Here is a 24,786-nt window from a genome sequence, read left to right as displayed (position 1 = left end):
TCTCATCCGCTCAGTCGCACTTACGATTACCAAGCCAAAACAGGAAGAAAAAACATGGAAACTCGAATGCAAGAGGCTCGAACGGTTGAATGCGATTCTCTTCGCGGGCCTCGCGTTGGCCCTGTTGCCTTGGCTCGTCGGAGCGGATCCGAAGCCGCCGGCGTCGATCTCGGCCAGCACAGGCAAATTTCAGTCGCTCGAAGTGCGGCAGCTTCTGCTGTTCGACGACGCGGGCAACAAAGTCGGGGGCCTCATCGGCAAAAAGGACAACTCCAATCTCACGATCAAGGATAGCAACGGCAAGAACCGAATCTTCGTCGGCATGCTCAAAGGAAACCCCAGCCTGCTGTTCGCCGACAAGGATGGCGACATCGTGGCCAGCGAGGCGGAAAGGAACGGCTCCTTCGAATCCGTTCGTTGAGCCGGTGGGTTCTTAAGCGTTGCGAACGGAAAGCGTGCCAGTGTTGGCGGAATTGCGTGTGCCATTGGCAATCGCGGTCTGCCCGTGTGAGTGAGAGTGGGCCTTGCCTGACCAAGGGGCGATTGCCGTCGTAGTTGCCCGAGATCGATTCTTCCAACTGCTCAACGTCCGTCGGCGGTTCGGCACTGGCAGACTGGGCTTGCCAGTGGCACACGGCACTGGCAGACCGCGCTTGTGGCACACCAATACGCCCGAGATATTCTTTGCCCTTCGCCTACGCTGCTCGTGGCATGTCGGCCGCCGGCGCGGTGCTGCTCTGAGCCGGCGATTCCGACCCGGCCGTCGCCGCTTCTGCGCCGCCGCTGGATGCGACCGCCATTCCGGGCTGAAAATGCGGCCGAGGCGGTGCAATCGGGCGAACGAGCGTTTTGAGAATATAGGCAGCCGCTGCTTGCGTCGCGCCACCGTGGGCCACTCGCGCTTTTAGCTTCGCCAATTCCGCGACCAATCCCTCGCGCTGCTCCGCATCGAGCAGCCAGCGAATCAACTGCGCTGCCACGGCGAGCGAGCAATCCTCGCAACTCAAGAATTCGGGAAACAAAGGCCGGTCGGCCGTCGCCGCCGACTTGCTTCCGGTCGCGCTGCCAAGCGGATCTTTCGCCGCCAGCAAATTCACGAGCGTGATGTATTTCGACTTTCGGAAAGCCTTTTGCAACTGAAACCCGATCCGGCCGATCCGATATTGGATCACCGTCGGTTTCTTCTGAAACAGCAGCTCGAGCGACACCGAGCCCGACACCGCCATGCAACATTCCGACAAGTGAATTAGCTCGGGCGTGCGTCCGACGCACACCTCGATTGGCAGACCCGATTCGGCAATGCGCTGGCGAGCGAATTCGGCATGCTGCGATTTGAACGCTGCGACGGCAAACCAAACATCCGGCACCCGTGCCCGGACTATTGCCGCGGCTTTTAGAAATTGTTCGAGATTATTCGTTACCTCTTGTGTTCGCGAGCCGGGCAGAATGGCGACCAATCGCCGGCCGGGATGCCGCGCCCGTGCTTCGCTCAAAAAGTTCTGATCGAGTTGTTGCCGGCGCACTTCATCGAAAAACGGATGACCCACGAGCGTGGCATTGCAGCCATGGGCGCGAAACCATTCGGCCTCGAACGCCAATCCACAGAGCACATGATCAACCAGCCGCCGCATTTTCTTCACGCGGTGTTGGGCCCAGGCCCAAATCTGCGGCGGGGCGAAATAGTAGACCGGTATTCCGTGTGCCTTGGCCCGCTTTGCAATCCACCAATTGAATCCCGGGTAGTCGATCAGCACGACGGCGTCGGGCCGATGGTGGCGAAAATAGCGGTCGGCTCGGCCGGCCAGGGCAAGAAATTCGGGCAGATGCAAGATCGCCCTCAGCAAAAACATCACCGCGAGCGCGGTCAGATCGGCGTGCAATTCGCATCCGGCAGCGGCCATCAAGGGGCCGCCGTAGCCGACGCATTCGACGTCGGACCGCTGGGCGCGCAATTGCCGGACCAGGTTCGCACCGTGCAAATCGCCGCTCGGCTCGCCGGCCGAAAAGAAAATCTTCATGCACTCTTCGCTCGGTAAGTTTGCCGATCCGTTCGTTCGACAGGCATTGCAAGGCCGCTGCCCTCGGGCATCACTTCGTGGAACACATCGCTCCGCCAGCGGCGACAGAGCCACCACGCCGTCAAGAGATCCATCGGATTGCGGCGGCCATCCGGCAACGCCGGCACCGGCATACTTTGCTTGCCGGTGGCATCGGCGCTTTCGGCAGTGGCGAAATCACCGGCCAGCGATTCGTCGACGTACATGTCGCCGACGCGAAAGCCTCGCCGCGCCGCCAGCCATGGCAAATACCTTCGCATGCCCGGCGAGAGATGAATCCCCGCCACGGCTTCACGCCGAGCCGCCCATAGCAGGCATTCCGGATGGCGAACATCCAATCCCAAGAGTATCGCTCGCGGGATACGGCCGACACGATGCCAAAACTTCCGCCAGCCGCTGAGTCGACGCCGCACGTAGACCAAATCCAGTCGCGACAACCGGGCGATCAAGTGCGGAATTCCTTCGACGGCGTAGCGCTGGCCGGCCTCGATCGCGATCACGATGTCGCCGCGAGCCTCCGCCACGCCGATCGAGAGCGCCACGCTCGCTCCTGCCGCATTGTCCAAGACCAAAAGTCGCATCGCCGGCTGTTCGGCCAGCAGTTGTTCCAAAACTTTTTGCGTCCACGGCGCCGAGCCATCGTCGACGCAAATAATTTCGTAGGGCAGCCTGAGCCGATCCAGCATGTCGACCAACTGCGGCAACTGCCGGCGCAGTTCCTCGCCCCGATCGCGCTCGGGAACGATGATCGAATAGTGAACCATTCTCCCGTCCATGCCAGCTTCTCGCCGCGTGTGTCCCTGCCTCGGCCAGTATCGCCGCTATTGAAAGTCCATGGCGGCGCGGAGTATCCCAAAACGCCATCAGGCCGCAAAGGGCAATTCGGCTAAGGATTCGCTCCGGTGCGGTGCCTATTTTGGCCGTTTGCAGAAACGCCCATGTTTTGCGAAATTGAACGAATCAGGACTAGCGGCAGATGGTGCGGGCAACCGTTGTTCGTAGCGTCGCCACGCTTGCATTTATTCCGTGCCGGTTTCCCAAGAATGCACACTCTTCTCACGCCCGGCGCCCAAAGGGCATTTACTGAAGCGGCGAACTGGCTGCCCGAAGCCGATCTTGCGGCCCTGGAAGCGGCCGTCGGGCCGTCGGCCGAACTCGTGCTATCGCCCATCGGTTTGGTCGAACTTCTGCTCGGACTGTTGAGCGAGCCCGACTGCCGGGCGGCGCGAATGCTGGCCGACATCGGCGTCGAAACCGTGGTGGTGCTCGATCGCTGGCCCGAGCTGGTCTCGTTGCCGGCCGACGATTTTTTGCCCGGCTCAGGCCGGCGTTGGTCGGAGGAGGTGCAAGCGGCTGTCGCAGCTGCATCGCATTGTCTGGTCGACTATCCGCAGCCCTTGGAACTGGCGACCGAACACCTGTTGCTCGGCATCGCCTCCACCCAGACCGAAGTGACGACATGGCTAAAGCAGCGCGGCTTGCATCGCGATCAACTCGAACGGGAGATTCATCGACTCTACGGCCACGATCCCGGGCCGCTCGTGGTTGATTGGTCGACAACGGCGGGCCAGCAGCCCCAGCAAGACGGCAGCGAATCGGATAACCGCGAACTGCGCACTGCCGCGCGCGACGCGATTTCCGTCGCCAGCACCCGTGCGCCGGCCGGCGACTCGGTGTCGCACGATTCGCGGCGGCCCGCCATCCCGGAAATCGGTGTCCTGCGGATTATCGATGCGGCCGCAAATCGGGCAAGCGAGGGGCTTCGCGTGGTCGAAGATTTCGTCCGCTTCGCGCTCGATGACCGGCATCTCACGGCGCTCGCCAAGCAAATGCGCCACGATCTGACCACTGCACTCGCGGCCGTTTCGACGGCCGACCGCTTGGCGGCTCGTGACACGCCGGGCGACGTCGGCACCGGGATTTCCACATCGGCGGAGCAGCGTCGCCCGGACGCCGCTGCCGTTGTCAATGCCGCGCTGCAACGCGTGCAACAAGCCCTGCGCAGCCTGGAAGAATTCGCGAAGTTGTTCGATCCCGGCGTCGCCTCGCAACTCGAGTCGCTGCGCTATCGGGCCTACACGATCGGCCGGGCCATCCTTTCGACGAGCGATAGCCTCGCGCGGCTCGCCGATGCGCGATTGTACGTATTGATCGATGGCCGTGGTTCGGTCGAAGAAATGGCCAAGCTCGCCGAAGCGCTGGTCGGCACGGGCGTGCACGTGTTGCAATTTCGCGACAAGCGCCTTTCCGATCGATCGCTTTTGGCGTGCTGCCGCCGTTTGCGGGAGATCACGGCGCGGTCGGCGACGTTGCTGGTGATGAACGATCGACCCGATCTGGCGGCACTGGTGCATGCCGACGGCGTTCATGTCGGCCAGGATGAATTGGGCGTGAAAGAGGTGCGGCAGATCGTCGGGCCACGGATGCTCGTCGGCGTTTCGACGCATTCGATTGCCCAGGCGCGGCGGGCGGTGATCGACGGCGCCAACTACATCGGCGTCGGGCCGACGTTTTCATCGTCTACCAAGAGTTTTCCCGAGTTGGCTGGCTTGGCGGTTGCCCGGGAAGTGGCGATCGAAATTCGCCTGCCTGCGTTCGCAATCGGCGGCATCGGGTTTGAGAATTTGGCCGAGGTTCTCGCCACGGGCATTGGCCGAGTGGCCGTCAGCGGAGCGATTGTTTCATCGGCCGATCCCGTCGCCGCGGCTCGCCAAATGCTCGACCGGCTGCAGTGAGAGCGGCATGCAGTGAGAGCGGCATGCAGTGGGCCACTGGCAAGCGCAGTCTGCCGGTGGATGCGGCGCGTTGCTCACTTGGCTGGCGGGTCGGCCAACAGCTTGGCGACAAGATCGCCGATCTTCTGTTCCACGCCCGGCTCATAGCCGACCCATAGGCCGCGGATGATTCCCTTGCGGTCCAAGACGAGCGTTGTCGGATAGCCCTCGAAGCCGGCGACTTTGTCGAGTTGCTGCCGCGTGAAGCCTTGCGGATCAAAATAGGTTGCTGCGTCGAGTTTATTTTCGGCCAAAAACGATTCCGTCGGCTGCCGGAGCGATTTCGTATCGTCCTCGCCCTCGCCGCAGGAGACGGCCAGCAATTGGAAGTCGGGCCGGTAGCGATATTTGGCGCCCAACTCCACGATGTGCGGAAATTCGGCCCGGCATGGCGGACACCACGTACCCCAGAAATCGAGCAGCACCACTTTGCCGGCCAGTAATTTCAGGCTCACCGGTTGGACATTGCCGGTAAGCGGCTGCAATTGCAGATCTGGCAAACGATCGCCGATGCCGCCCTGTTGGTTGCCCGCATTGTGCGGCATGAAAAACTGGATCGCGACTAGCCCGATCACCGCCAGGGCGAAAAACATCAGAATCCACTTCGCCGAATGGCCGTTGCCTTCGTCGGCTGGCGCCCCGTCGTTCGGATCATCTTGCGGATGAATCGATTCGTTCACAGCGCTGCATCCCGACGAGTGGTGGCGGTGAAACCGGGGCGGAAAATTGCCGCACTAACGCTAACCGCATTAGGCGATTGGCCCTGATCGGCGCGATACGTTCGCCCGCACCCATATAATGTACCTGGGTGAGCAACGGGGCGTAATCGGGTCGCGCCCGGATATTTCCGACGGCCATAGAAATGGAGTGCATCGTGAACATTGAAGTCGAACAAAAATATCGAGGGGCGCATGGTGCGGAGTTGATGAATCGGCTGGAGCGATTGGGCGCCAAATTCGCCGATGAGGCGTTGCAAGCCGACCAGTATTTTGCGCATCCCTGTCGCGATTTTGCGAAAACAGACGAAGCCCTGCGATTGCGGCGAATCGATGCGCGAAATTTCGTCACCTACAAAGGGCCCAAGCTCGATCAGAACACAAAAACCCGCCGTGAACTCGAATTTCCGCTTGAGTCCGGCGAGCGGTCGGCCCACGATTTTTGCGAGTTGTTGACGGCGCTTGGCTTTTCTCTGGTTCGCGAAGTGCGCAAGCGCCGCCGCGTGGCCATGCTGAATTGGAAAGGCCATCCTGTCGAGGCGGCGTTGGATGATGTCGAGGGGCTTGGACAGTTTGTCGAATTGGAGTTCACGTCGCAGGCCGGCGACCGCTCCGAGGCGATGGAGCAGCTTGCCCCGCTTGCCAGCGAGCTTGGCCTGCAAAGCGTCGAGCGGCGAAGCTATCTCGAATTGCTGCTGGCCGCCGATGCTGCTGGAGCGGCGGGCAAATAGAACCGCAAGGGCAACGCGGCGTCGCCGCATCTTTTGCCCGATCCGCAAATCCGGATCAGTTTCACACACGAAACGTTCGATCGGCGCCGCCCGCGTCAGCCTCGTGCGCCGGTGCATGCTAGACTTCCATGCGGCGAGAATCGAGCCAAACGGTTTTGTACGGTTCGAGATTCGCGATCCGCGGCAAAGGGAGTTCGACAAGAGTAGGACTTGTGTCGGGCAGGGATGTGCCCAAGATTGGCCCACCGCCGAATTCGGCGTGCGGCGATTCCGAATCGCCTGATTCAGCACTCCATGCTCGAAAAACGCAGTCACAAGCAAGATGTCGTTGCGCTGGCGCTTTTGGCACTGGCGGTGTTTCTGGCGATTTCGCTGTTGAGCTACAATCCGGCCGATCCGCCGAGTTCGCTCGTCTATCCGCAGCATGCGAAAATTGCCAATGCCTGCGGCCGCTCCGGCGCACTGGCCGCCGAATGGCTGCTGCAATCGATCGGCTTGGGGGCGTATTTCCTCGTGCTTTCGCTGGCGGCGCTCGATGCGGCCCTTTTAAGCCGCCGGCAGGTGAGCGATCCGTGGTTTCGCGCGGCCGGCTGGGGGCTTGCCGTGCTGGGGATCACGACGCTCTTGGCCTTGGGCTTCCATGGCGCGACGCCCGGGCCGGTGATCGGGCCGGGAGGCTATCTGGGCGCCGCCACGCGCACGCTGCTCGAACTGCACTTCGCTCGCGCCGGAGCGTTTATTCTGGCGATCAGTCTGACCTTGGCCGGCCTGCTATTGTCGACCGACTATCTGGTCTTGCGGGTCGGATTCTGGTCGGCTTGGCTGCCGCTCGTGGCGATGCGGCACGTGAGCCGGCAGGTGCGGGGTATTTCGCCGGAAGCCACGGCAAAATCGAAATCGAAGCCGCGGACCGACGACATCGGCAAACACAAGAACGCCGGCCCCGAGGCCGACGCTGACGATGCCAGGCACGGCGCCGACGGCGAAAGGCCGCAGCCCTCGGTGCGGATTCGCGGCAAGCGCGTCGACGAATCCAGCGAAGAAGTTGCCACAGCCGACAGCAACGACGAGACCGAGGAAGAACCTACCGAGGAATCCGGCGACGAAACCGAGGCGGAAGCAACATCCGGCAGTGGCGAAGAATCCGACGCTGCGGCCGAATCCGAAGAACCCAAGTCGGGCATCGGCGCCCGCCTGGCGAGCGCGCTGCGGATTCGCAATCTCGGCGGCGCCAAGGATCGCGATTCGGTGATCGAGCAGCTCGAAGCGGCCAGCCGAGCCGAAGAGCCGGTGCAATATGAATTGCCGCCGATTGATCTGCTGGAGCCGAACGAAGCCGTTTCCCTCGAAGCCCATGAGCAAGAGGTTCGCCAAAAAGCCAAGATTCTCGAAAAGACGTTCGCCAATTTCGGCTTCAAAGTGAAAGTGGTCGAAATCGAAACCGGGCCCGTCATCGCCCAATACGAAATCGAGCTCGAAGCGGGGCTGCGGCTGGCGAAGATCACCAACTTGGCCGACGACCTGGCCATCGCCCTGCGCGTTCCGAGCGTGCGCATCGTGGCCCCGATTCCGGGCAAGAACACCGTCGGCATCGAGGTGCCCAACAACGAACGCCAGCTTGTCCGCCTGCGCGAGGTGATCGAAGAAGCCGACGGCAAGGCGCGAAAGATGCGCATCCCGATTTATCTCGGCAAAGACGTGTCGGGCAATCCGCTCGTGGTCGATCTTTCCACGCTGCCGCACCTGTTGATCGCCGGCCGCACCGGCACGGGCAAAAGCGTGTGTCTCAACTCGATCATCGTGTCGATGCTCATGTCGCGGGGGCCCGACGACGTGCGGATGCTGATGATCGATCCCAAGATGGTCGAACTCAGCCCTTATAAGCGGCTCCCGCACTTGATGCACCCCGTGGTGACCGACATGCGCAAGGCCGAGGCGATCCTGGCCTGGGCCGTCGAGAAAATGGAAGAGCGCTATGCGCTCTTGGCCCGAGCCGGCGTGCGGCATATCGGCGTTTACAATCAGCTTGGCGAAGAAGAGCTGATGGATCGGCTGCAACCGGAAACCGACGAAGAGCGGGCCCAGATTCCGCTCCATTTGCCGTACATCGTCATCGTCGCCGACGAGATCGCCGATCTGATGATGACCTCGGGAAAAGAAGTCGAGCAGCATATCATTCGCTTGGCGCAAAAGAGCCGGGCGATCGGCATCCACCTCGTGCTCGCCACGCAGAAGCCCACCGTCGACGTGATCACGGGCCTGATCAAATCGAACTTGCCGGCCCGCATCGCGTTTCAAGTGGCCAGCCGCACCGATAGCCGCGTGGTGCTCGATGAAATGGGGGCCGACAAACTACTGGGCAACGGCGATATGCTCTTCCTCTGGCCGGGTACGAGCACGCTGCTCCGCGGCCAAGGAACGTATTTGGGCGACGACGAGATCAACAAAGTCGTCGATTTCGTGGCCACCACCGAGCCGCAGTTCGTCAAGGAACTCGTGCAATTGAAAACGGCCGACCACACCGAAGAATCTGTCGAGCGGCTCAAGAGCCGCGATGAGTTCTACGAAGCGGCCGTCGACATCGTGATTCGCGAAGGCCGTGGAAGCGTGTCGCTGTTGCAACGGTCGTTGGGCATCGGCTACGGACGCGCGGCGCGCCTGATCGATTTCATGGCCGAGGACGGCATCGTCGGCACCTACAACGGCTCGCAGGCCCGCGAAGTGCTGATCACGCTCGAACAATGGGCCGAAATGATCGGCCAAGAGCCGACGCCCGAGCCGCCGCGCACCAAGCGCAACCGTATCTTGCCCGATGCTCGCGAACAGGCGCCGTTCGACACCGATGCGGACGAAGACACGGCAGACGAAAATGCCGAAGAAGATGAGAGCGATTCCGAAGCCGCCGACGATGCGATCGAGGAAGAAGACGAAGCCGACCCCGAGGAATACGAGGAGCAAGCGGACGAATCGGAGGACGACGATGACGAGTCGGACGATGAATCGGACGACGATGCTGAATCCGATGAGGACGAGTCCGACGAGGAGGAAGACGACGACGATGAAGGCGGCCACGATGAAGCCGGCGATGAAGCCGACGGCGGCAAAGAAAATTCGTCCGACGATGATGAAGAACCGTCCGACGAAGGCGACGACGAACTAGAACACACGGCGGAGGAAGAAGCCGAAGCGGAATCGCTTCGCGTCGATGCCGCCCGGCCTGCCAAGCGAAAATCCAACCGCGTTCCCGCCACGAGCGCCGCGTCCGGCGAGAGCGAACCGACACTCCGCATGCACGCCACCATCCGCCGCGAACGCGCAAATCTACTGCGGCCCCGCGACTGAGATTATCGGCCCGCGGCAAAATGTATCCAGCGATCGTTGCGTGGCATTCTTGCGGTCCACCTCTGTCGTGCGGCCACATCGCGGCATTGCGGCAGATCCGTCTGCAAAAGACTTGCTATCCCGGCGAGGGCTGTGGTAGCTTGATGGCGAAGGGAGCCGGCGCCCGCTAGGAACGGAGAACCGGCTGCCCGCTTGTCGAAAACTCGGCCGGTTCCGGCCGGGCAATTCTGATCGCCGAATTCGCGGCGAGATAGTGCTCGCCGACCTCGCGCGATCGCCCAATTTGGCGCGTTTGCGATTCGTGGCTGCCACGCTTGCAGCGGAGCATCGAGTCGGCGGCCGCGATTCGTTCGTCGTTTCAGCAGCCCTTCCGCTGCGCGCTGCACAAAACAGAGGAGGTGCGGTATGCGACGCTACTTATGTTATGCGGGCCTGTTGGCGAGCCTCGGGATTTTCGCTTTCATCGAAACGCTGTTGAATCGTGCGGCGGGAGCAGACGCCGCAAAGCCGGCTGCACCCGCGACCGGCGATCTGACCGTCGGCGAGCCGATCCACTATGCGAACCTGACAATCTTCCCTCTCGCATCGCGAACACCAAGAACCGAAAACCGCTTCACCACGCTCGACGAAGGCCTCAAGGCCGGCACGGTCAAGGTGATGGAAATCGACGCCCAGGGCGCGGCCGTTGCAAATGCTGCGGGAGCTGATCCGTTCGGCGGCCAGGGATCTCGCGGGGCCGACGTGAACCATCTGGCACTGGTAAACCATTCCAAAAAACCGCTATATCTGATGCCCGGCGAGATCATCGTCGGCGGCCAGCAGGACCGCACGATCGCCCAGGAATACGTCATCCCGCCGGGCGACAAGCCGGTGACGATCGCCGTGTTTTGCGTCGAGCACGGCCGCTGGGTTGGCCGAGGTGCAGCCGAGCTTCGCGGCATCGTGGCGGCGAACGCGGATGCCACCATAAGCGCGACGAATTCATTCTCGCCGGTGGCTCAAGGCGCCGGGACCGTCGAACTCAAGGTTGACCAAAGCCAGTTTATCGGATCGGTGGGGAATGTGTCGAAGGCGGCGCGGCTGGCCGTGCAGGCCGATAAGAACCAGGGCAAGGTTTGGGACAAGGTGGCCGAGTCGAATATGAAGAATCGGGTCGAAAGCGAGTCGGGCGATTTCGCGGGCAACTACCTCGATCGCAAGTCGGTCGAACGGCTCGAGCCGTATTTCAAATCGCTCGACAAGCAAGTTGCAGATTCGGCGAACATCGTCGGCGTCGCCGTTGCAATCAACGGTAAGATGGACACGCTCGACATCTTCGAATCGACGCCGCTATTCCGCCAACTCTGGCCCAAGCTGCTCAAAAGCTACGCGCTCGACGCCGCCACGGCGGCCGAGGGGGAAACTCATCAAACTTCGAAGTCGAAACCGGCAAAGAAAACCGAGAAGACCGCCAGCGTCGATGATGCACGCAAATTTCTAACGGAAGCGATGTCGGGCCGGCCCGAAAAATCCGACAAAAATGGCGACATCGCCATCACGACGCTTTCGACCGACCACACTTTGACGTTTTCTGCCAAGGACGCATCGAGAGCCGAAATCGGTGGAGCATCGCCCGCGGCGGGATTGGGCGGGTACGGCGGCGCCATCCACACCTTCGGTGGATCGAAGTAAGACAGACAGACAGCGATCCGATGGGCGAATTGCCCCCGGTCGCAAATGGCGGGAATTGCGCGGCGCGTGCGCGAGGTCGGAACTCTGGCCCCGCTTGCGCGCCGCATTTTTATGCGCGAGGCCACACCGCCCCGCCTAGTCCTTCCTTTTCAGGCTCAGCCAAAAGACATGAGCTGTGCTGCCGGAATCGTAGGCGTCGACAAGGCTCAGGTAATATGGCCCTCCCGCCGGAAGCGACAGCTTGAGACGCGAATCGGGGCTTCCCGCAAAATCGTCGTTGGTGGCGACGATATGGCCTTCGGCGTCGTACAGCGTGAGCAACGAATCGAGCAGCGATCCGCGCCGCGCCGCAAGCACGTCGGCCACGATTGTTTCGCCTGCCTTGCCGTCGATGCGGTAGACGTGTACCTGACGGGCATGCTCGATCGTTCCGGCAACACATTGCCCGGCGGCCAGTGGCTGCGCATCGCGAAAGCCGCCGGCCTTTTTGTCGGCGACAAGCGTTCCCTTGGCGGCGATCAATAGCGGATGCGGCGGAGTCGCGCCGGTCGGCGTCGTCACGATAATATTCGCTTCGCCGGCAGCTGCGTCCGCCGCCGCGGTCACTTCAATTTCAACCTGCGTATCGCCGGCGCTGGCGGCGTCGAATTTGTCGGGCAAGGCGACCTTGCCCTTCGACAGCAGCTTGACCGAGATTTTTCCGCCGCCCGAATTGCCTTGCAGTTGAACCGCGCTGGCCTGATCGAGCATCCGCCCGCGGAGGGTGATTTTTGTCGTTGTGCCGGCTGCTAGCCCGAGCGGCACAGTCATGATCACATGCGGCGAAGTCTTGCCGGCCGGTTTCTTGTCGTCGGCCCGCACTGGAATCGGAACCGCCGAGTGGACAACAAGCGCCGACAGCAACGCCGCCTTGAGAACGGGTCGAAAAATGCTCGGATTTCGCGCTGTAGGTGCCACGCTTCTACCCGAACAATTCGCCGATGAATTCGCCTTTGTCGAGAATCGGCGTCTGCCGGCCGTCGGGCTCGGTGAGCATCTTTTGGGGATCGATTCCCAGCAGACCGTAGATCGTTGCCGCGACATCGGCCGGCCCGGTCGGCTTCGTGGTTACCTGCGCTCCTTGCTTGTCGGTTGCCCCGATCACCTTGCCTCCCTGCACGCCGGCGCCGGCGAACAACAGCGATGCGGCCTGCTCCCAATGGTCGCGGCCGACGTCTTTGTTGATCTTCGGCGTCCGGCCGAATTCGCCGAACACGACCACGAGCGTCTGGTCGAGCAGCCCGCGGGACGTCATGTCTTCAATCAGCGCGGACAGGCCCTGGTCGAATTCGGGGAGCTTCTTCTCCAAGTGTTGGAAAATCTTGGCATGATGGTCCCAACCCGCGGCGTTGATCGTCACAAAGCGCACGTCGTGCTCGATCAGGCGGCGAGCCAACAGGCAACTCTGCCCGAACGTGGTGCGGCCGTAGCGATCGCGCAATTCCGGTCGCTCGTCGTCGATGCCGAAGGCTCGCTGCGTCTCGGGCGAGAGGATCATTGATGCGGCCCGGCCGCGGAACTCGTCGTAGGTGGCGATTTGATCGCTGCCGTGAACTTGCCGGGCCAGGCCGTCGACCGCGGCCAGCAGCGATTGGCGCCGCTCGAGCCGCCGGGCCGAGATCGGTTCGCCGGGGCTGATGTCGCGAACGCGGAAATTCGCGGCATTCGGATCGCCGGTTTTGAACGATTCGTATCGCCCGCCGAGGAAGGCGCTCTTTCCGAGTTCCCAACTGAAGGACGGATTTTGCGGCACCGCGACATACGGCGGCAGCACGCCAGTGAATCCTTTTTCGTGCGACACCACGGCGCCCATCGCCGGGAAATCGCCGAATCCGGAGCCGAACCGTCCCGAGAGCACCCAGTTCGTCGCGATCTCATGATTATTGTTCTGATGCGCTCCGCTCCGCACCAGGGCAACGCGATCCATGATCCGCGCCATGCGCGGCAGGTGTTCGCAGATCATCGTGCCGGGCACATTCGTGGCGCTGGGGCGAAACTGGCCGCGAACTTCGGCCGGTGCATCCGGTTTCATATCGAAACTATCGTGGTGCGAAATGCCGCCGCCGAGGAACACCAGGATCACCGACCGCGCTTTTGCCGCGGAGGAATGAATTGCCGCGGCCGACGCCTCGCTCTTCAACAATTGCGAAAGCGACAATCCGAGCACGCTCAGGCCGCCGACGCGCAAAAAGTCCCGACGTCCCAACCCATCGCAACGCCGATAAACGCGTGGATTCAAAGCAACGTCGAACATGGCTGTACTCCCGTAAAATCTGGACCTATACAGTCGGGCGGCATGTCGCTTGCCGTTCCGCGCGTCGCATGCGGTACCTAAAACACCGGCGGCTCGCGCCTTGCCGCTAACGTTGTTCGCATGTGAGCGGCAAGGCGCTAGCCGCCGGAACGTTCCCGCCAAAACCGTTCTAATGGTTAAACACGAATTCCTTCGAATTCAGCAGCGCCCATTGCAAATCGTGAAACACTTCGTCGCGCGGGCCGCCGGCAAGCGCCGCTCGCACGGCCGATCGCTCGGCGTCGGTCGGTTCGCGAGAGAGCGTGCTTTGAAAAAGCTCGGTGGTGATTCGGCCATCGTCTTGTTCGTTCTTCAGCAAGCTGGCCAGCCGGCCGTCGCCGCTGTTGATTTTGTCGCGCAGTCCGTCGCCATTTTGCAGCTCGAGCAACTGCGTGATGGTCACTTCGCTGCTGCGCTCGCACGGACACGGCGTCACCCGCAGCGGCCGGCCGAATTGCGTCAAAAAATACGACTCCACGCTGGGATCCGGCAGCTCGATTGCTCGCACGCCGACCGGATAGCCCGGATAGGGTTCCGGCACTCCGCTCGCCTGGCAAACCGCATCGGCAAGAACCTCGGCCCCGAGCCGCCGGGCCAAGTAGTGTGAATAGAATCGCGTGTCGGCTTCATTGCCTTCGACCGTCGCTGAACTTCGTTGATACGTGCGCGAATTGAGGATCAGTCGCATCATGTGTTTCAGGTCGAAATGATGTTCGACGAACTCGCGATTCAACGCGGCCCACAGAGCGGGATCCGAGGGCGGGTTGGTGCTCCGCAAATCGTCGACCGGTTCGACGAGGCCCGTACCGAGAAAATGGCTCCAAAGCCGATTCACCATTGCCCCGCTAAACAGCTCATTCTTGGGATCGGTGATCCAGGCGGCGAGCTTGACACGCGGGTCTTCGCCCGCGGCGATCGTGCACTGCTCGCGGTCGAAGGGCCGCGGCGCAAGGAACTGGCCGGTCCGAGGTTGCGTCGTGCCGAGCTTTCGGCCCGGCGGCACTTTTTCCATCGACAGCGTCGAAGCGCTCTTGCGAATTTCTGTCCCACGATCGAGCTTCACGGCACAGAAAAACGCGGCGAAATGATAATAATCGTCTTGCGTGTAGCGTTCGAGCGGATGATTATGACACTTCGCGCAACCGATCCGCGTGCCCAGGAATGCCTGAGACACCGAGGCGACGATTTGCGATTTGTCGGCCTCGCGCTCCTCGCCGACGTTCACGAGAAAATAGCCGATCTCCGGCCGATCGGCCGCCGAGCCGGAAGCGGTCAACAGATCGCGCACCAGTTCATCCCACGGCCGATTGGCCTTGACCTGCTCGCGAAGCCATTCGTGCATCGCCCGGACGCCCTTCGCCCCGCGAACGTCGTGATCGCGCTCCTTGCGATTCTGCAGCAGATCGGCCAACTGCAAGGCCCAATAATCGACGAACTCGGGCCGCTCGAGCAACCGGTCGATTCGCTGAGAGCGTTTGTCGGGGCTCTTGTCGGCCGCGAATGCGCGCACCTCTTCGACCGTTGGCAAGGTGCCGATCGTATCGAGACTCGCGCGGCGCAAGAATGCTTCGTCGCTGCACAACTCGGACGGCGGAATGTGCAATGCCGCCAGCTTGGCGACCACCTTTTCATCGATGAAATTATTCGCCGCGGCAAAGCGGCTTGGATCGATCGCGCGATGGAATGGCACCGTGAAAATCGAAAGCGCCGTTTGACCCCGGAACTCGGCCCGGACAGCCGTCTCCCCTTCGCGCACTGCCCGAACTTTGCCATTCGGCGAAACGTCCATCACTCCGGCATCGTTCGTGGCAAATCTTGTCAGCCAGGTGACATCGCGCCAATGGCCATCAGAATATTGAACCCGCACCGCAAGCTGCAGCGCTTGGCCGGTGTGCAGCGTGGTGTCGCCGGGCGAAAGTTCGATCCGCTGCGGATGCGGCTCGTCGGCCAGCGGCCCCGGCGCCCCGGCCCGAATCCAATTCAACAGCAGGTTGTATTCAGGGCTGGCGATCTCGATCAGCGTCCCGCCGCCGTGCGGAACGGCGCCGGTCGGCTTGCGCAGCAGCAAGCTATTTTCCGGCAAAGCCAGATCGATCCGCCGGCCGCGCGATTCACGAGTCAGCCGATCGATATCCCATTCGGGGGCATAGCCGCGGAGCGAAAGTCGAAACCCATTGCGGCCGTCGGCTTTGCCATGGCATGAGCCGGCGTTGCAGCCGAGGCGAGTAAAGAGTGGAACGACATCTTCGACGAACGACGGCGGCTTCGTTGATACGGGAGATACCGCCTCGGTCTTCTGTGATGCGGTGCCGCTTTTGCCGCCACTCGTCGGTTGTCCGGCTTGAAGCGCTGACGGGCAAACAACGATGGCGAGGCCGGCAGCGAAAGCGAACCTAATGAGCGGCAATCGCATCATTGCGAAATTCCCCGATCGTTCAGCGCACGATCAACCCATTCCGAAGCGAACTCGCTGCACCGCAATCCCCCAGGGCATCAAGCGCTTGTCGACAATTCTCAACCGCAGGCAGGACGAAACGCGGCAAAAGGTGGGCAAAACTCAGGTGATCGGCCAATCAAGCGATCGACCGATCAAAGAGCGTTTATATCAGAACCGGCGGCGAAAGGCAAATCTGTTCGAATGCGTCGCCGGCTTAAAAGTCGGCCCCGACGCGCTGGTAGGATATTGATACGAAATATCGCTCGTGCCTGATCGGAATCCTGATAACCCCGTCGCGTTGTTTGCGGCGGCCGTGTCGGGCGGCATCTCGCCGCGAGTTGTCAGCCCACGGGCGGTTTGCTAAGTTGGTCCGCTGCTGGATTTACCGCAACCGCTTCTCTCCTTTGGTTCACCTTCATGGCAACGGCTACCCGCGCGAAACCGCGCCGCGAGGCGATTCCTGCCGGCGAAGTGCTTTGTTCGTATTGCACGGCGAAGTGCTGCCGCTATTTCGCGCTACCGTTTGAAACGCCGGAGACTTACGAAGAATTCGAATTCATCCGCTGGTATTTGCTGCACGAGCATGCCACCGTGTTCACCGAAGACGGCACGTGGTATCTCTTGGTGCACACGACCTGCAAGCATTTGCAGCCCGACAATCGCTGCGGAATTTACGAAACCCGCCCGCAGGTCTGCCGCGACTATTCGACGAAGGATTGCGAATACGAAGACGATTGGGTGTACGACCATTATTTCGAAACACCCGAACAGGTGGCCGAATATATGGAGGCCGTGCTGGCGCCGACGCACGGCCAACACGTTCGCAGCCCCAAGCCGCCGCTGCTACCGGTGCTCAATTAGGGTTAGCCGTTAGCGATTAGGGTTAGGAAATGCATTTCTTCTCCCTAACCCCTAACCCTATTCCCTCACCCTATTGCCATGATTGAACCGCGCACGCTCAAGGGATTTCGCGACTATCTGCCCGAGGCGATGATTCCGCGCGAGCGGTTGATCGAAACGGCCCGCCGCGTTTATCGCTCTTACGGCTTCAGCCCGATCGACACGCCGGCGCTGGAATACGAAGAAATCCTGATCGGCAAGGGTGGCGGCGAGACGGATAAGCAGATGTACCGCTTTCCCGACCCCGGCGGGCGGCCCGTGGCGATGCGGTTCGATCTCACGGTGCCGCTGGCCCGGTTCGTTGCCCAGCATTTGAACGAGCTCGGCCTGCCCTTCAAACGGTATCACATCGCCACGGTCTGGCGCGGCGAGAACACGCAGCGCGGCCGCTACCGCGAATTCATGCAATGCGATTTCGACACGATCGGCACCCTCTCGCCCGCCGCCGATATCGAAACTGCCCTGGTGATCCACGACTTGCTGCTGGCCATCGGTTTCACCGATTTCAAGATCCATATCAATAATCGCATGGTGCTCAACGGGCTGCTGGAACGGCTCGGCCTGGCCGATCGATCGGTAGCCGTGTTGCGGGCGCTCGACAAGCTGCACAAGATCGGGCCCGAAGGCGTCGCGGCCGAGATGCACGAAACGGCCGGCACGACGACCGAACAATCGCGCGACGTGCTGCGGCTTGCCGAGCTTTCGGCCCAGGATACCAGCGGCGGAGACAACGATGCGATTCTGAAACAGCTTGGGCCGCTCGTGGCAGGCAGCGAACGGGGCGAGACGGGCGTCGCACGGTTGGCCGAGTTGCTCGCGGCAGTGAAGGCCGCGGGAGTGCCCGAAAGCCGATTGCAACTCGACGTGGCCATCGCTCGCGGTTTGGATTATTACACCGGCACGATTTTCGAAACTTTTTTGGGCCAGCTTCCCAGCTTGGGCAGCATTTGCTCCGGCGGCCGCTACGACAACTTGGCCGAACTCTATACGAACCAAAAGCTGCCCGGCATCGGCGCCAGCCTTGGCTTGGACCGCCTGTTGGCCGGCATGGAAGAATTGGGCTTGCTGCCGAAAGTCGTGACGCCGGCGGAAGTGTTCATCCCCTATTTCGACGCGGCCCGGCTCCACGATTATCTTCGGCTCGCGGCGCAAATCCGCCGCGGTGGTTTCGGTGTCGAGGTCTATCCCGAGCCCAAAAAGCTCGGCCAGCAATTGAAGTATGCCGACCGCCGCGGATTCCGCGTCGCCTTGGTTGCCGGCCAAAACGAACTGCAAGCCGGCACGGTGCAGGTGAAAAACCTCGCCACGGCGACGTCCGAATCCGTGCGGCTCGACCCCGCAGCGGCGGAAGTGCTGGCCGTTCTGCGCCGGCTGTTGAGCTAAGGCTCGGCCGAAAAATAAATTCTCCACCGACCCCCTCCCCTTGCCGGAGAGAGGGCAGGGTGTGGGGTCCAAAATAGCGGAAGTTATTTTTCGGCCGAGCTTAAGCGTGCCTGTTGGATGCGCACGGAATCGCGGCGCTACTTGAGCACCCTCAGCGGCTGGGATAAGGTGTAGCTATGTACACGCTTCGATAGCCACGCACGGCCTGGGATCCGGTTGATGCCGATTGCTCGCGAAATGCTCGATTGGTCGCAACCCGCCTTGCCGCAAGCGGTCGGTTGGCTGGCGCAAAACTATGCGCGATCGGGCCGTTTCGATCTCAGAACGCTCGTCGTCGCCCTCCCCGGCGCGGAAGCAGGGCGGCGTCTGTTGGAATTGCTCGTGGCCGAAAGCCACGAGCGCGGGTGGCTCTTCACGCCGCCACGAATTGTCACCCCCGGCCATCTGCCCGAGCTACTCTACCCCAAGCAAAAACTGCTGGCCGGCGAATTGGTTCAACAGCTTGCCTGGCTGCAGGTGTTGCGAGCGACGGAAGCCGAGCGGCTGAAGCCATTGGTGCATCAGCCTCCGCTCTCCGACGATTTACCGGCCTGGATCGCGCTGGCCCGGATGCTTGCCCAGCTCCACCACGAACTGGCAGCCGACGGGCTCGATTGCACCACCATTCTGCAACACGGTCGCGAATTAGATTCGTTCAACGAGGCCGAGCGATGGCAACTGCTCGCCGAATTGCAGCAGGGCTATTTGCGAGCTCTCGATGCGCTTGAGTTGTGGGACGAGCAGACCGCGCGGCGTGTGGCGATCGAGAAGCACGAATGCAGCATCGAAGGCCGAATCGTGTTGGTCGGCGTCGTGGATTTGAATCGCTCACAACGGCAAATGCTCGAGCAGGTGGCCGATCGGGTAACGACGCTCGTGTTTGCCCCGCGAGACCATGCGGCGCGGTTCGATGAATATGGCTGCGTCGTTGCCGAGCGATGGCAGGGTGTCGCGATGGGATTGAACCTCGAACAGATCGAAATTGCGAATGGGCCGGGCGATCAGGCCGACGCGGTGGTGCGAACGCTCCACGGCTGGAACCGTCGATTCGCGGCCGATGAAATCACGATCGGCGTTCCCGATCCATCGCTCGTGCCTTATTTGCGGCAGCGGCTCGACGAAGCCGGCCTCCCGGCCCGCCACGGAGCCGGAATGCCGATCGAGCGCAGCGGACCGTACCAGCTTCTAGGCGAAGTCGCCGATTTTTTGGAGCGCCGCCGGTTTCGCGATCTGGCGGTGCTGGTGCGGCATCCGGCGCTCGCGCGCTGGCTGGCGCGATCGGGCGTCGATCGCGATTGGCTCACGCCGCTGGACAATTATTATGCCGATCATTTGCCGGCCGAGTTGGATCGGAAGGCGCTTGCGTCGCACCGAGCGGCGAAAGAAGTGCGGCTTGTGCAAGGAAGAGTGCAAGGACTATTGAGTTCGTTCGCGGGGCCGGCGGAGCCGCTCGATGAATGGCCTGCCGTGGTGCTCGAACTGCTCTCGACGATTTATGGCGGCGAAGTGCTTGATGACACGGTTGCCGCGGATCGAGCCATTATCCGAGCCTGCGATGCGATTCGGGTCGTGCTCGTCGAGTATCAGCAGGTGCCCTCCAGCCTTGCCCCTGCGGTAACGGGCGCCGCCGCGCTGCGATTGTTGCTGAGCCAACTGAGCGGCGGATCGATTCCGCCGGCGGCCGATGCGGCCGCCATCGAGCTTTCAGGTTGGCTCGAATTGCCCTGGGACGATGCGGCCGCGCTGATCGTGACGGGCGTGAACGAAGGGATCGTGCCGAAATCGCGGCGCGGCGATATGTTCTTGCCCGACGCACTGCGGCGGCGGCTGAATCTGGAAGACAATGCCCGCCGCTACGCCCGCGATGCGTATGCGCTCAGCCTGTTGGCGGCGCTCGAGCGGCCGTTGAAGATTATTGTGGGCCGGCGTTCGGCCGAAGGCGATCCGCTGGTCCCGAGCCGTTTGCTCTTGGCGTGCCCTGATGAGGAGCTGGCCCATCGAACGCGGCGCTTGCTCGCCGCTCCGCCATCGCGGCAGCGAATCTTGCTGCCGGGAAGTTTGCGGCCGGGGCAATCGGGCGGATCGCGATTGCCGATTCCGCCGCCGCAGCCCCTTGCCGAGCCGATCGTGGCGTTGCGAGTTACGGAGCTGCGCGATTATCTCGCGTGTCCGTATCGGTATTACCTGCGGCGGCGATTGAACCTTCATGCCTTGGACGACTGGGCCGAGGAATTGAATGCGGCCAGCTTTGGCAATGTGCTGCACGCGGTGTTGAAGGATTTCAGTCGTGGTTCGGCAGCCGATTCGACTTCGCCCGATGCGATTCGCGATTGGCTATTCGGCACGCTCGGTAGGCTAAAGGCGGAATCTTTTGGCGATTCATCGCTGCCGGCGGTCAAGCTGCAGATTGAAATGTTGCGATTGCGGCTGGAGAAATTCGCGGAATTGCAAGCCCGCCACCGCAGCGAAGGCTGGAAGATTGTCGAAGTCGAAAAAGAATTTGCCGCAGGCGAGGTGATGTTTCCCGCCGACGATGGCCCCATCAGCCTGATTGGCCGCATCGACCGCATCGACCGCAACGAGCGGACGGGCGAGGTGGCCGTGCTCGACTATAAATCGTCCGACAGCGCGAAGTCGCCGGACAAGGTTCATCGCCAGGGGCGCGCGCCGGAAAAGGAGTGGATCGATTTTCAATTGCCGCTCTATCGCTATTTGGTTCGCTCGTTGGAACTGCCGGAACCGGTGCGGCTCGGTTACGTGATATTGCCGAAGGACATCGATCGATCGGCGATCGAATTTGCCACCTGGACCCCCGAGGAACTGGAGGCGGCCGATGCCGCGGCACGCGCGGCGGTGCGCGGCATTCGGGCCGGGCAATTCTGGCCGCCGGCGGATCCGCCGCCGAGCAGTTTCGCCGAATTCGCCGCCATTTGTCAGGACGATCAATTCGTGGCTGCCGCATTGTCGGCCGAGGCCGGGGAGGATTCGCCGTGAGCAAAACAAAGATTGCGACCGAGCGAAGAACGACCGCGGCGGAAAGCGGGAGCGGAGATTCTGTCACCGCCGAACGTGCCGATGAATCGCCGGATCCCGAAAATCGGTTTCCGCATATCGTGATCCGGGCATCGGCGGGCACCGGCAAAACGTTTCAGCTCAGCAATCGATTTTTGGGTCTCGCCGCCGCGGGTCAGTCGCCGGATCATATTCTCGCCACGACATTTGCCCGCAAAGCGGCCGGAGAGATTCTCGACCGTGTCTTGCTGCGGTTGGCGGAAGCGGCCGACGATCCGAAAAAATTGTCCGATTTGAAATCGCATCTGCATTTGCCGTGGCTCGACGCGGCGCGGTGCATCGGCTTGTTGCGAGGTCTCATCGATCGGCTGCATCGATTGCAGATCAGCACGCTCGACAGCTTCTTCATTCGAATCGCCACGAGTTTCGGTCTCGAACTGGGTTTGCCGCCGGGCTGGCGCATCGTCGAAGCCATCGAAGACAAACAACTTCGTTATGAAGCAATCCAGCAGGTGCTCCACGATCATCCCCTTTCCGACACGTCGCAGTTGGTTCGCCTGCTCGGCAAAGGAGACGCGACGCGGTCGATCACCGACGAAATCGCCGACATCGTGTCTGATTTGTACGAAGATTATCGCGAAACCGGCGGTTCGCTCGATGTCTGGCAAAAACTGCCGCACGCCCAAGAGCTCGACGACGATTCGCTCCGCGAGGCCCTCGCCGCGCTCGAAGCGTTGCCGCAGCTCGACGGAAAGCTATTGAACAAAACCCGGGCGAGCGACTTTGAAACGGCCTCGGCCCGCGATTGGGCAGGGTTTATCTCGGTCGGACTGGCCCGCCCGCTGTTGGCCGGCTCGGAAACCTACCGCAAACAGACGATTCCACCCGAGTTCGCAGCCGCCTATCGGCCGCTGCTCGATCACGCGCGGGCCGTGCTCCTCAACCAGCTCGCCAATCAGACGCAAGGAACCGGCCGGTTGCTGGCGCACTTCGATGACGCCTATCGGCCGCTCAAGCTATCGCGGCGGGCAATGCGATTCGACGACGTGACGCACTATCTCGGCGCGGCGCTCGCCGCAGGGCGATTGAACGACGTCGGCTATCGGCTCGATTCGGGCGTGTCGCATTTGCTGCTCGACGAATTTCAAGACACTTCGCTTGCGCAGTGGGCCGTGCTGCGACCGTTTGCCCGCCGCGTTACTTCGGGGGAACCGAAGCGGTCGCTGTTTTGCGTCGGCGATGTGAAGCAGGCCATCTATGGCTGGCGCGGCGGCATCGCCGAATTGCTCAACGCCTTGGGGAGCGAATTGTCGGGGCTCGTGGACGATTCGCTCACCGAAAGCCATCGCTCGGCGCCGGTCGTGATCGACCTGGTGAATCGAGTATTTCGCGGATTGGCGACCAACGGCGCGCTGTGCGAATACCGCGAGGCCGCGAAGTGCTGGGGCGAACAGTTCGGCGAACACACCACAGCCCGGATTGCGCTGCCGGGCCAGTGCCGATTGCGCACCGCGCCCAAAGCCGGCAACAATTGGCGCTCGCGCGAACAGCAGCGGGCCACACTGGAAGACGCGGCCGCGATCGTGGCCACAGCGGCAGCGGAAAACCCGGGCCGATCGATCGGCGTCTTGGTGCGGCGCAACAAGGCGGTCGCCCGGCTGATCTATGAGCTGCGCGAGCGGCACCATTTGTTCGCCAGCCAAGAAGGGGGCAATCCACTGACGGATTCCCCTGCCGTGCAATTGATCTTGTCGCTCCTGGCCTTGGCCGATCACCCGGGCGACACGGTGGCCCGCTTTCACGTCGCCTATTCGCCGCTCGGCAAGGCGATTGGGTTCGCCGACCACGCCGACGACCGTGCCGCCCAGCATTTGGCGGCCGATCTACGCGCCAGGCTGCTGGCCGACGGATATGGTCCGACGATCTACGGTTGGGTGAAATCGCTCGCGCTGGAGTGCGGCCGCCGCGATGTCAGCCGCATGTTGCAACTGGTGGAAATGGGCTACGCGTTCGACGACGGCAAGATTCGCCGGCCGGATGAATTTCTGGCGCAGGCCCGCGAGCGATCGGTCGAAGATCCCCTTTCCGCGCCGATTCGTGTGATGACGGTGCATCAGTCGAAGGGATTGCAGTTCGACATCGTGGTGCTGCCGCAATTGGACGAACCGCTGGTGGGACAGCCGCCGAAACTGGTCGTCGGCCGCGACTCGCCGACCGGCCCCATCGAGCGCGTCTGCCGCTACGCCAGCGAAGATGTGCAAAAGCTATTGCCACCGGAATTTCAGCGCATGTTCGAGTGCCACACGGAGCGCCTGGTGAGCGAATCGCTCTGCTTGCTGTATGTCGCGATGACCCGGGCCGTGTATTCGCTCGAAATGATCGTCGCGCCGCAGCACGGCGAAAAGCCGAAGGGGGGCGGGGCCGCCGCCTGGCCCAAAACCTTCGCAGGCATTCTTCTCTCGGCGCTCGCTGCCGGCGACGATGCCCCGCCGGAATCGGAAATCTTTCGCTCGGGCGATCCCGATTGGTCGGGCAGAGCGCCCGCCGCGGAAGCCGTTTCGCTCGAAGCGATGCCGGCTTCGGCCGCGGCAGAATTGGAGACCGTCGGCGTCGAATTGCGGCCCTCTTCCAAAAAACGGCGGCGGGGGCTGGATCGGCGTAGTCCGTCGAAATTGGAAGGCGGGATGAAAGTCGATCTTGCCCAGCGATTGCAATTGGAATCGGCAGCGGGCATGGCGCGTGGTACGCTGGTCCATGGATGGCTCGAATCGATCGAATGGCTGGAAAACGGCCGGCCCGACCGAGCGACATTGTTGCATGCGGCCGCCCCGCTGGCCGACCCGCGAATCGACGTGGCTGCCGAATTGGATCGGTTCGATGAACTGCTCGCGCGCCCGGCGGTCGAAGCGGCGTTGTCGCGATCGAGCTATTCACAGCCGGGCAACTTTGGCTTGCCGCGGTACATCCACGACGAAATCGCCGCGGGGCTGAAAGCGGGTACGGTTCGAATGGAGTTGCACCGTGAATGGCCCTTCGCCGTTCGGCTCGACGATGCGATCGTGCAGGGATTCGTCGACCGCTTGCTGCTCTATTTGCGAGCCGATACAGTGGGTGGCGGCGCTGAGAACCGGAGTTCGCCGCTTGCAGTCGATATTCTCGATTTCAAGACCGACGCAGTCGAATCGAGCGCCATGATCGCGAGCCGCGCGGAATTTTATCGCCCGCAGTTGGCGGCTTATCGCCGAGCGGTCGCGGAAGTATTTCGGCTCGATCCGCGGCGAATCACGGCCAGGCTGTTGTTCGTCGTGCCGGGAGTGAGCGTTTCGGTGGAAAGCTGAACCGATGATCCCAAACGACCCGGGGTCTGGCTCATTTTTCGGCCTGTGGGAGTT

General features: G+C 62.0%; 16 protein-coding genes. 10 read left to right on the top strand and 6 right to left on the bottom strand.

Features of this window, described 5'->3' with window-relative positions:
• The first annotated feature begins 85 nt into the window (after positions 1 to 85).
• The gene (locus VHX65_16515; GenBank protein HEX4000159.1) at positions 86 to 421 is read left to right on the top strand and encodes a hypothetical protein; all 336 of its coding nucleotides are present in this window, start codon (positions 86 to 88) and stop codon (positions 419 to 421) included.
• 274 nt (positions 422 to 695) lie between these two features.
• Here VHX65_16515 and lpxB read toward each other — a convergent pair whose 3' ends face one another.
• Entirely contained in the window at positions 696 to 2,018 is a 1,323-nt protein-coding gene (gene lpxB / locus VHX65_16510) for a lipid-A-disaccharide synthase (protein ID HEX4000158.1), read from the bottom strand.
• Positions 2,015 to 2,821 (bottom strand): glycosyltransferase, encoded by an 807-nt coding sequence (locus VHX65_16505; protein HEX4000157.1) that lies wholly within the window; start codon positions 2,819 to 2,821, stop codon positions 2,015 to 2,017. The genes lpxB and VHX65_16505 overlap by 4 nt, the downstream gene beginning before the upstream one ends.
• 279 nt (positions 2,822 to 3,100) lie before the next feature.
• Between VHX65_16505 and VHX65_16500 the strand changes: the two genes are divergently transcribed.
• A complete protein-coding gene (locus VHX65_16500; protein HEX4000156.1) occupies positions 3,101 to 4,792 on the top strand; it encodes a thiamine phosphate synthase in 1,692 nt (563 codons plus the stop codon).
• Positions 4,793 to 4,866: 74 nt separating this feature from the next.
• Here VHX65_16500 and VHX65_16495 read toward each other — a convergent pair whose 3' ends face one another.
• Complete coding sequence (locus VHX65_16495) at positions 4,867 to 5,511, bottom strand: TlpA disulfide reductase family protein (protein ID HEX4000155.1); 645 nt, start codon at positions 5,509 to 5,511, stop codon at positions 4,867 to 4,869.
• Positions 5,512 to 5,705: 194 nt separating this feature from the next.
• Here VHX65_16495 and cyaB point away from each other — a divergent pair, with 194 nt between their 5' ends.
• The 3 genes from cyaB (at position 5,706) to VHX65_16480 (ending at position 11,291) form a co-directional block, all read left to right on the top strand.
• Positions 5,706 to 6,278: a class IV adenylate cyclase gene (cyaB, locus tag VHX65_16490; protein ID HEX4000154.1), complete on the top strand. Its 573-nt coding sequence runs from the start codon at positions 5,706 to 5,708 to the stop codon at positions 6,276 to 6,278.
• 294 nt (positions 6,279 to 6,572) lie between these two features.
• Complete coding sequence (locus VHX65_16485; GenBank protein ID HEX4000153.1) at positions 6,573 to 9,620, top strand: DNA translocase FtsK; 3,048 nt, start codon at positions 6,573 to 6,575, stop codon at positions 9,618 to 9,620.
• A 405-nt stretch (positions 9,621 to 10,025) separates the two neighbouring features.
• The gene (locus VHX65_16480) at positions 10,026 to 11,291 is read left to right on the top strand and encodes a DUF6569 family protein (protein ID HEX4000152.1); all 1,266 of its coding nucleotides are present in this window, start codon (positions 10,026 to 10,028) and stop codon (positions 11,289 to 11,291) included.
• Between the two features lie 135 nt (positions 11,292 to 11,426).
• Here VHX65_16480 and VHX65_16475 read toward each other — a convergent pair whose 3' ends face one another.
• From VHX65_16475 to VHX65_16465, 3 genes are all read right to left on the bottom strand, one after another.
• Positions 11,427 to 12,194 carry a PPC domain-containing protein gene (locus VHX65_16475; protein HEX4000151.1) on the bottom strand — a complete coding sequence of 256 codons (768 nt, stop codon included), beginning with the start codon at positions 12,192 to 12,194 and terminating at the stop codon, positions 11,427 to 11,429.
• A gap of 58 nt (positions 12,195 to 12,252) precedes the next feature.
• Positions 12,253 to 13,584, bottom strand: a complete 1,332-nt coding sequence (locus VHX65_16470; protein HEX4000150.1) for a DUF1501 domain-containing protein — start codon at positions 13,582 to 13,584, stop codon at positions 12,253 to 12,255.
• Positions 13,585 to 13,753: 169 nt separating this feature from the next.
• A complete protein-coding gene (locus VHX65_16465; GenBank protein HEX4000149.1) occupies positions 13,754 to 16,039 on the bottom strand; it encodes a DUF1549 domain-containing protein in 2,286 nt (761 codons plus the stop codon).
• 85 nt (positions 16,040 to 16,124) lie between these two features.
• Here VHX65_16465 and VHX65_16460 point away from each other — a divergent pair, with 85 nt between their 5' ends.
• The 5 genes from VHX65_16460 (at position 16,125) to VHX65_16440 (ending at position 24,732) form a co-directional block, all read left to right on the top strand.
• Complete coding sequence (locus VHX65_16460) at positions 16,125 to 16,310, top strand: hypothetical protein (GenBank protein ID HEX4000148.1); 186 nt, start codon at positions 16,125 to 16,127, stop codon at positions 16,308 to 16,310.
• 167 nt (positions 16,311 to 16,477) lie between these two features.
• Complete coding sequence (locus VHX65_16455) at positions 16,478 to 16,921, top strand: YkgJ family cysteine cluster protein (protein HEX4000147.1); 444 nt, start codon at positions 16,478 to 16,480, stop codon at positions 16,919 to 16,921.
• A 78-nt stretch (positions 16,922 to 16,999) separates the two neighbouring features.
• The gene (gene hisS / locus VHX65_16450) at positions 17,000 to 18,343 is read left to right on the top strand and encodes a histidine--tRNA ligase (GenBank protein ID HEX4000146.1); all 1,344 of its coding nucleotides are present in this window, start codon (positions 17,000 to 17,002) and stop codon (positions 18,341 to 18,343) included.
• 219 nt (positions 18,344 to 18,562) lie between these two features.
• A complete protein-coding gene (locus VHX65_16445) occupies positions 18,563 to 21,376 on the top strand; it encodes a PD-(D/E)XK nuclease family protein (protein ID HEX4000145.1) in 2,814 nt (937 codons plus the stop codon).
• Positions 21,373 to 24,732, top strand: a complete 3,360-nt coding sequence (locus VHX65_16440; protein HEX4000144.1) for a UvrD-helicase domain-containing protein — start codon at positions 21,373 to 21,375, stop codon at positions 24,730 to 24,732. The genes VHX65_16445 and VHX65_16440 overlap by 4 nt, the downstream gene beginning before the upstream one ends.
• Positions 24,733 to 24,786: the final 54 nt, after the last annotated feature.

This window comes from Pirellulales bacterium (assembly GCA_036267355.1).
Classification (GTDB): Bacteria; Planctomycetota; Planctomycetia; order Pirellulales; family DATAWG01; genus DATAWG01.
The sequence above is the reverse complement of the archived record's forward strand: the minus strand, read 5'-3'. Positions and strand labels throughout refer to the sequence as shown.

Coding starts and splice junctions, on each gene's coding strand:
- VHX65_16470 (HEX4000150.1), bottom strand. CDS start 13,584: ATGTTCGACGTTGCTTTGAATCCACGCGTTTATCGGCGTTGCGATGGG.
- VHX65_16445 (HEX4000145.1), top strand. CDS start 18,563: ATGCCGATTGCTCGCGAAATGCTCGATTGGTCGCAACCCGCCTTGCCG.
- VHX65_16480 (HEX4000152.1), top strand. CDS start 10,026: ATGCGACGCTACTTATGTTATGCGGGCCTGTTGGCGAGCCTCGGGATT.
- VHX65_16500 (HEX4000156.1), top strand. CDS start 3,101: ATGCACACTCTTCTCACGCCCGGCGCCCAAAGGGCATTTACTGAAGCG.
- VHX65_16485 (HEX4000153.1), top strand. CDS start 6,573: ATGCTCGAAAAACGCAGTCACAAGCAAGATGTCGTTGCGCTGGCGCTT.
- VHX65_16465 (HEX4000149.1), bottom strand. CDS start 16,039: ATGATGCGATTGCCGCTCATTAGGTTCGCTTTCGCTGCCGGCCTCGCC.
- VHX65_16505 (HEX4000157.1), bottom strand. CDS start 2,821: ATGGTTCACTATTCGATCATCGTTCCCGAGCGCGATCGGGGCGAGGAA.
- hisS (HEX4000146.1), top strand. CDS start 17,000: ATGATTGAACCGCGCACGCTCAAGGGATTTCGCGACTATCTGCCCGAG.
- VHX65_16455 (HEX4000147.1), top strand. CDS start 16,478: ATGGCAACGGCTACCCGCGCGAAACCGCGCCGCGAGGCGATTCCTGCC.
- lpxB (HEX4000158.1), bottom strand. CDS start 2,018: ATGAAGATTTTCTTTTCGGCCGGCGAGCCGAGCGGCGATTTGCACGGT.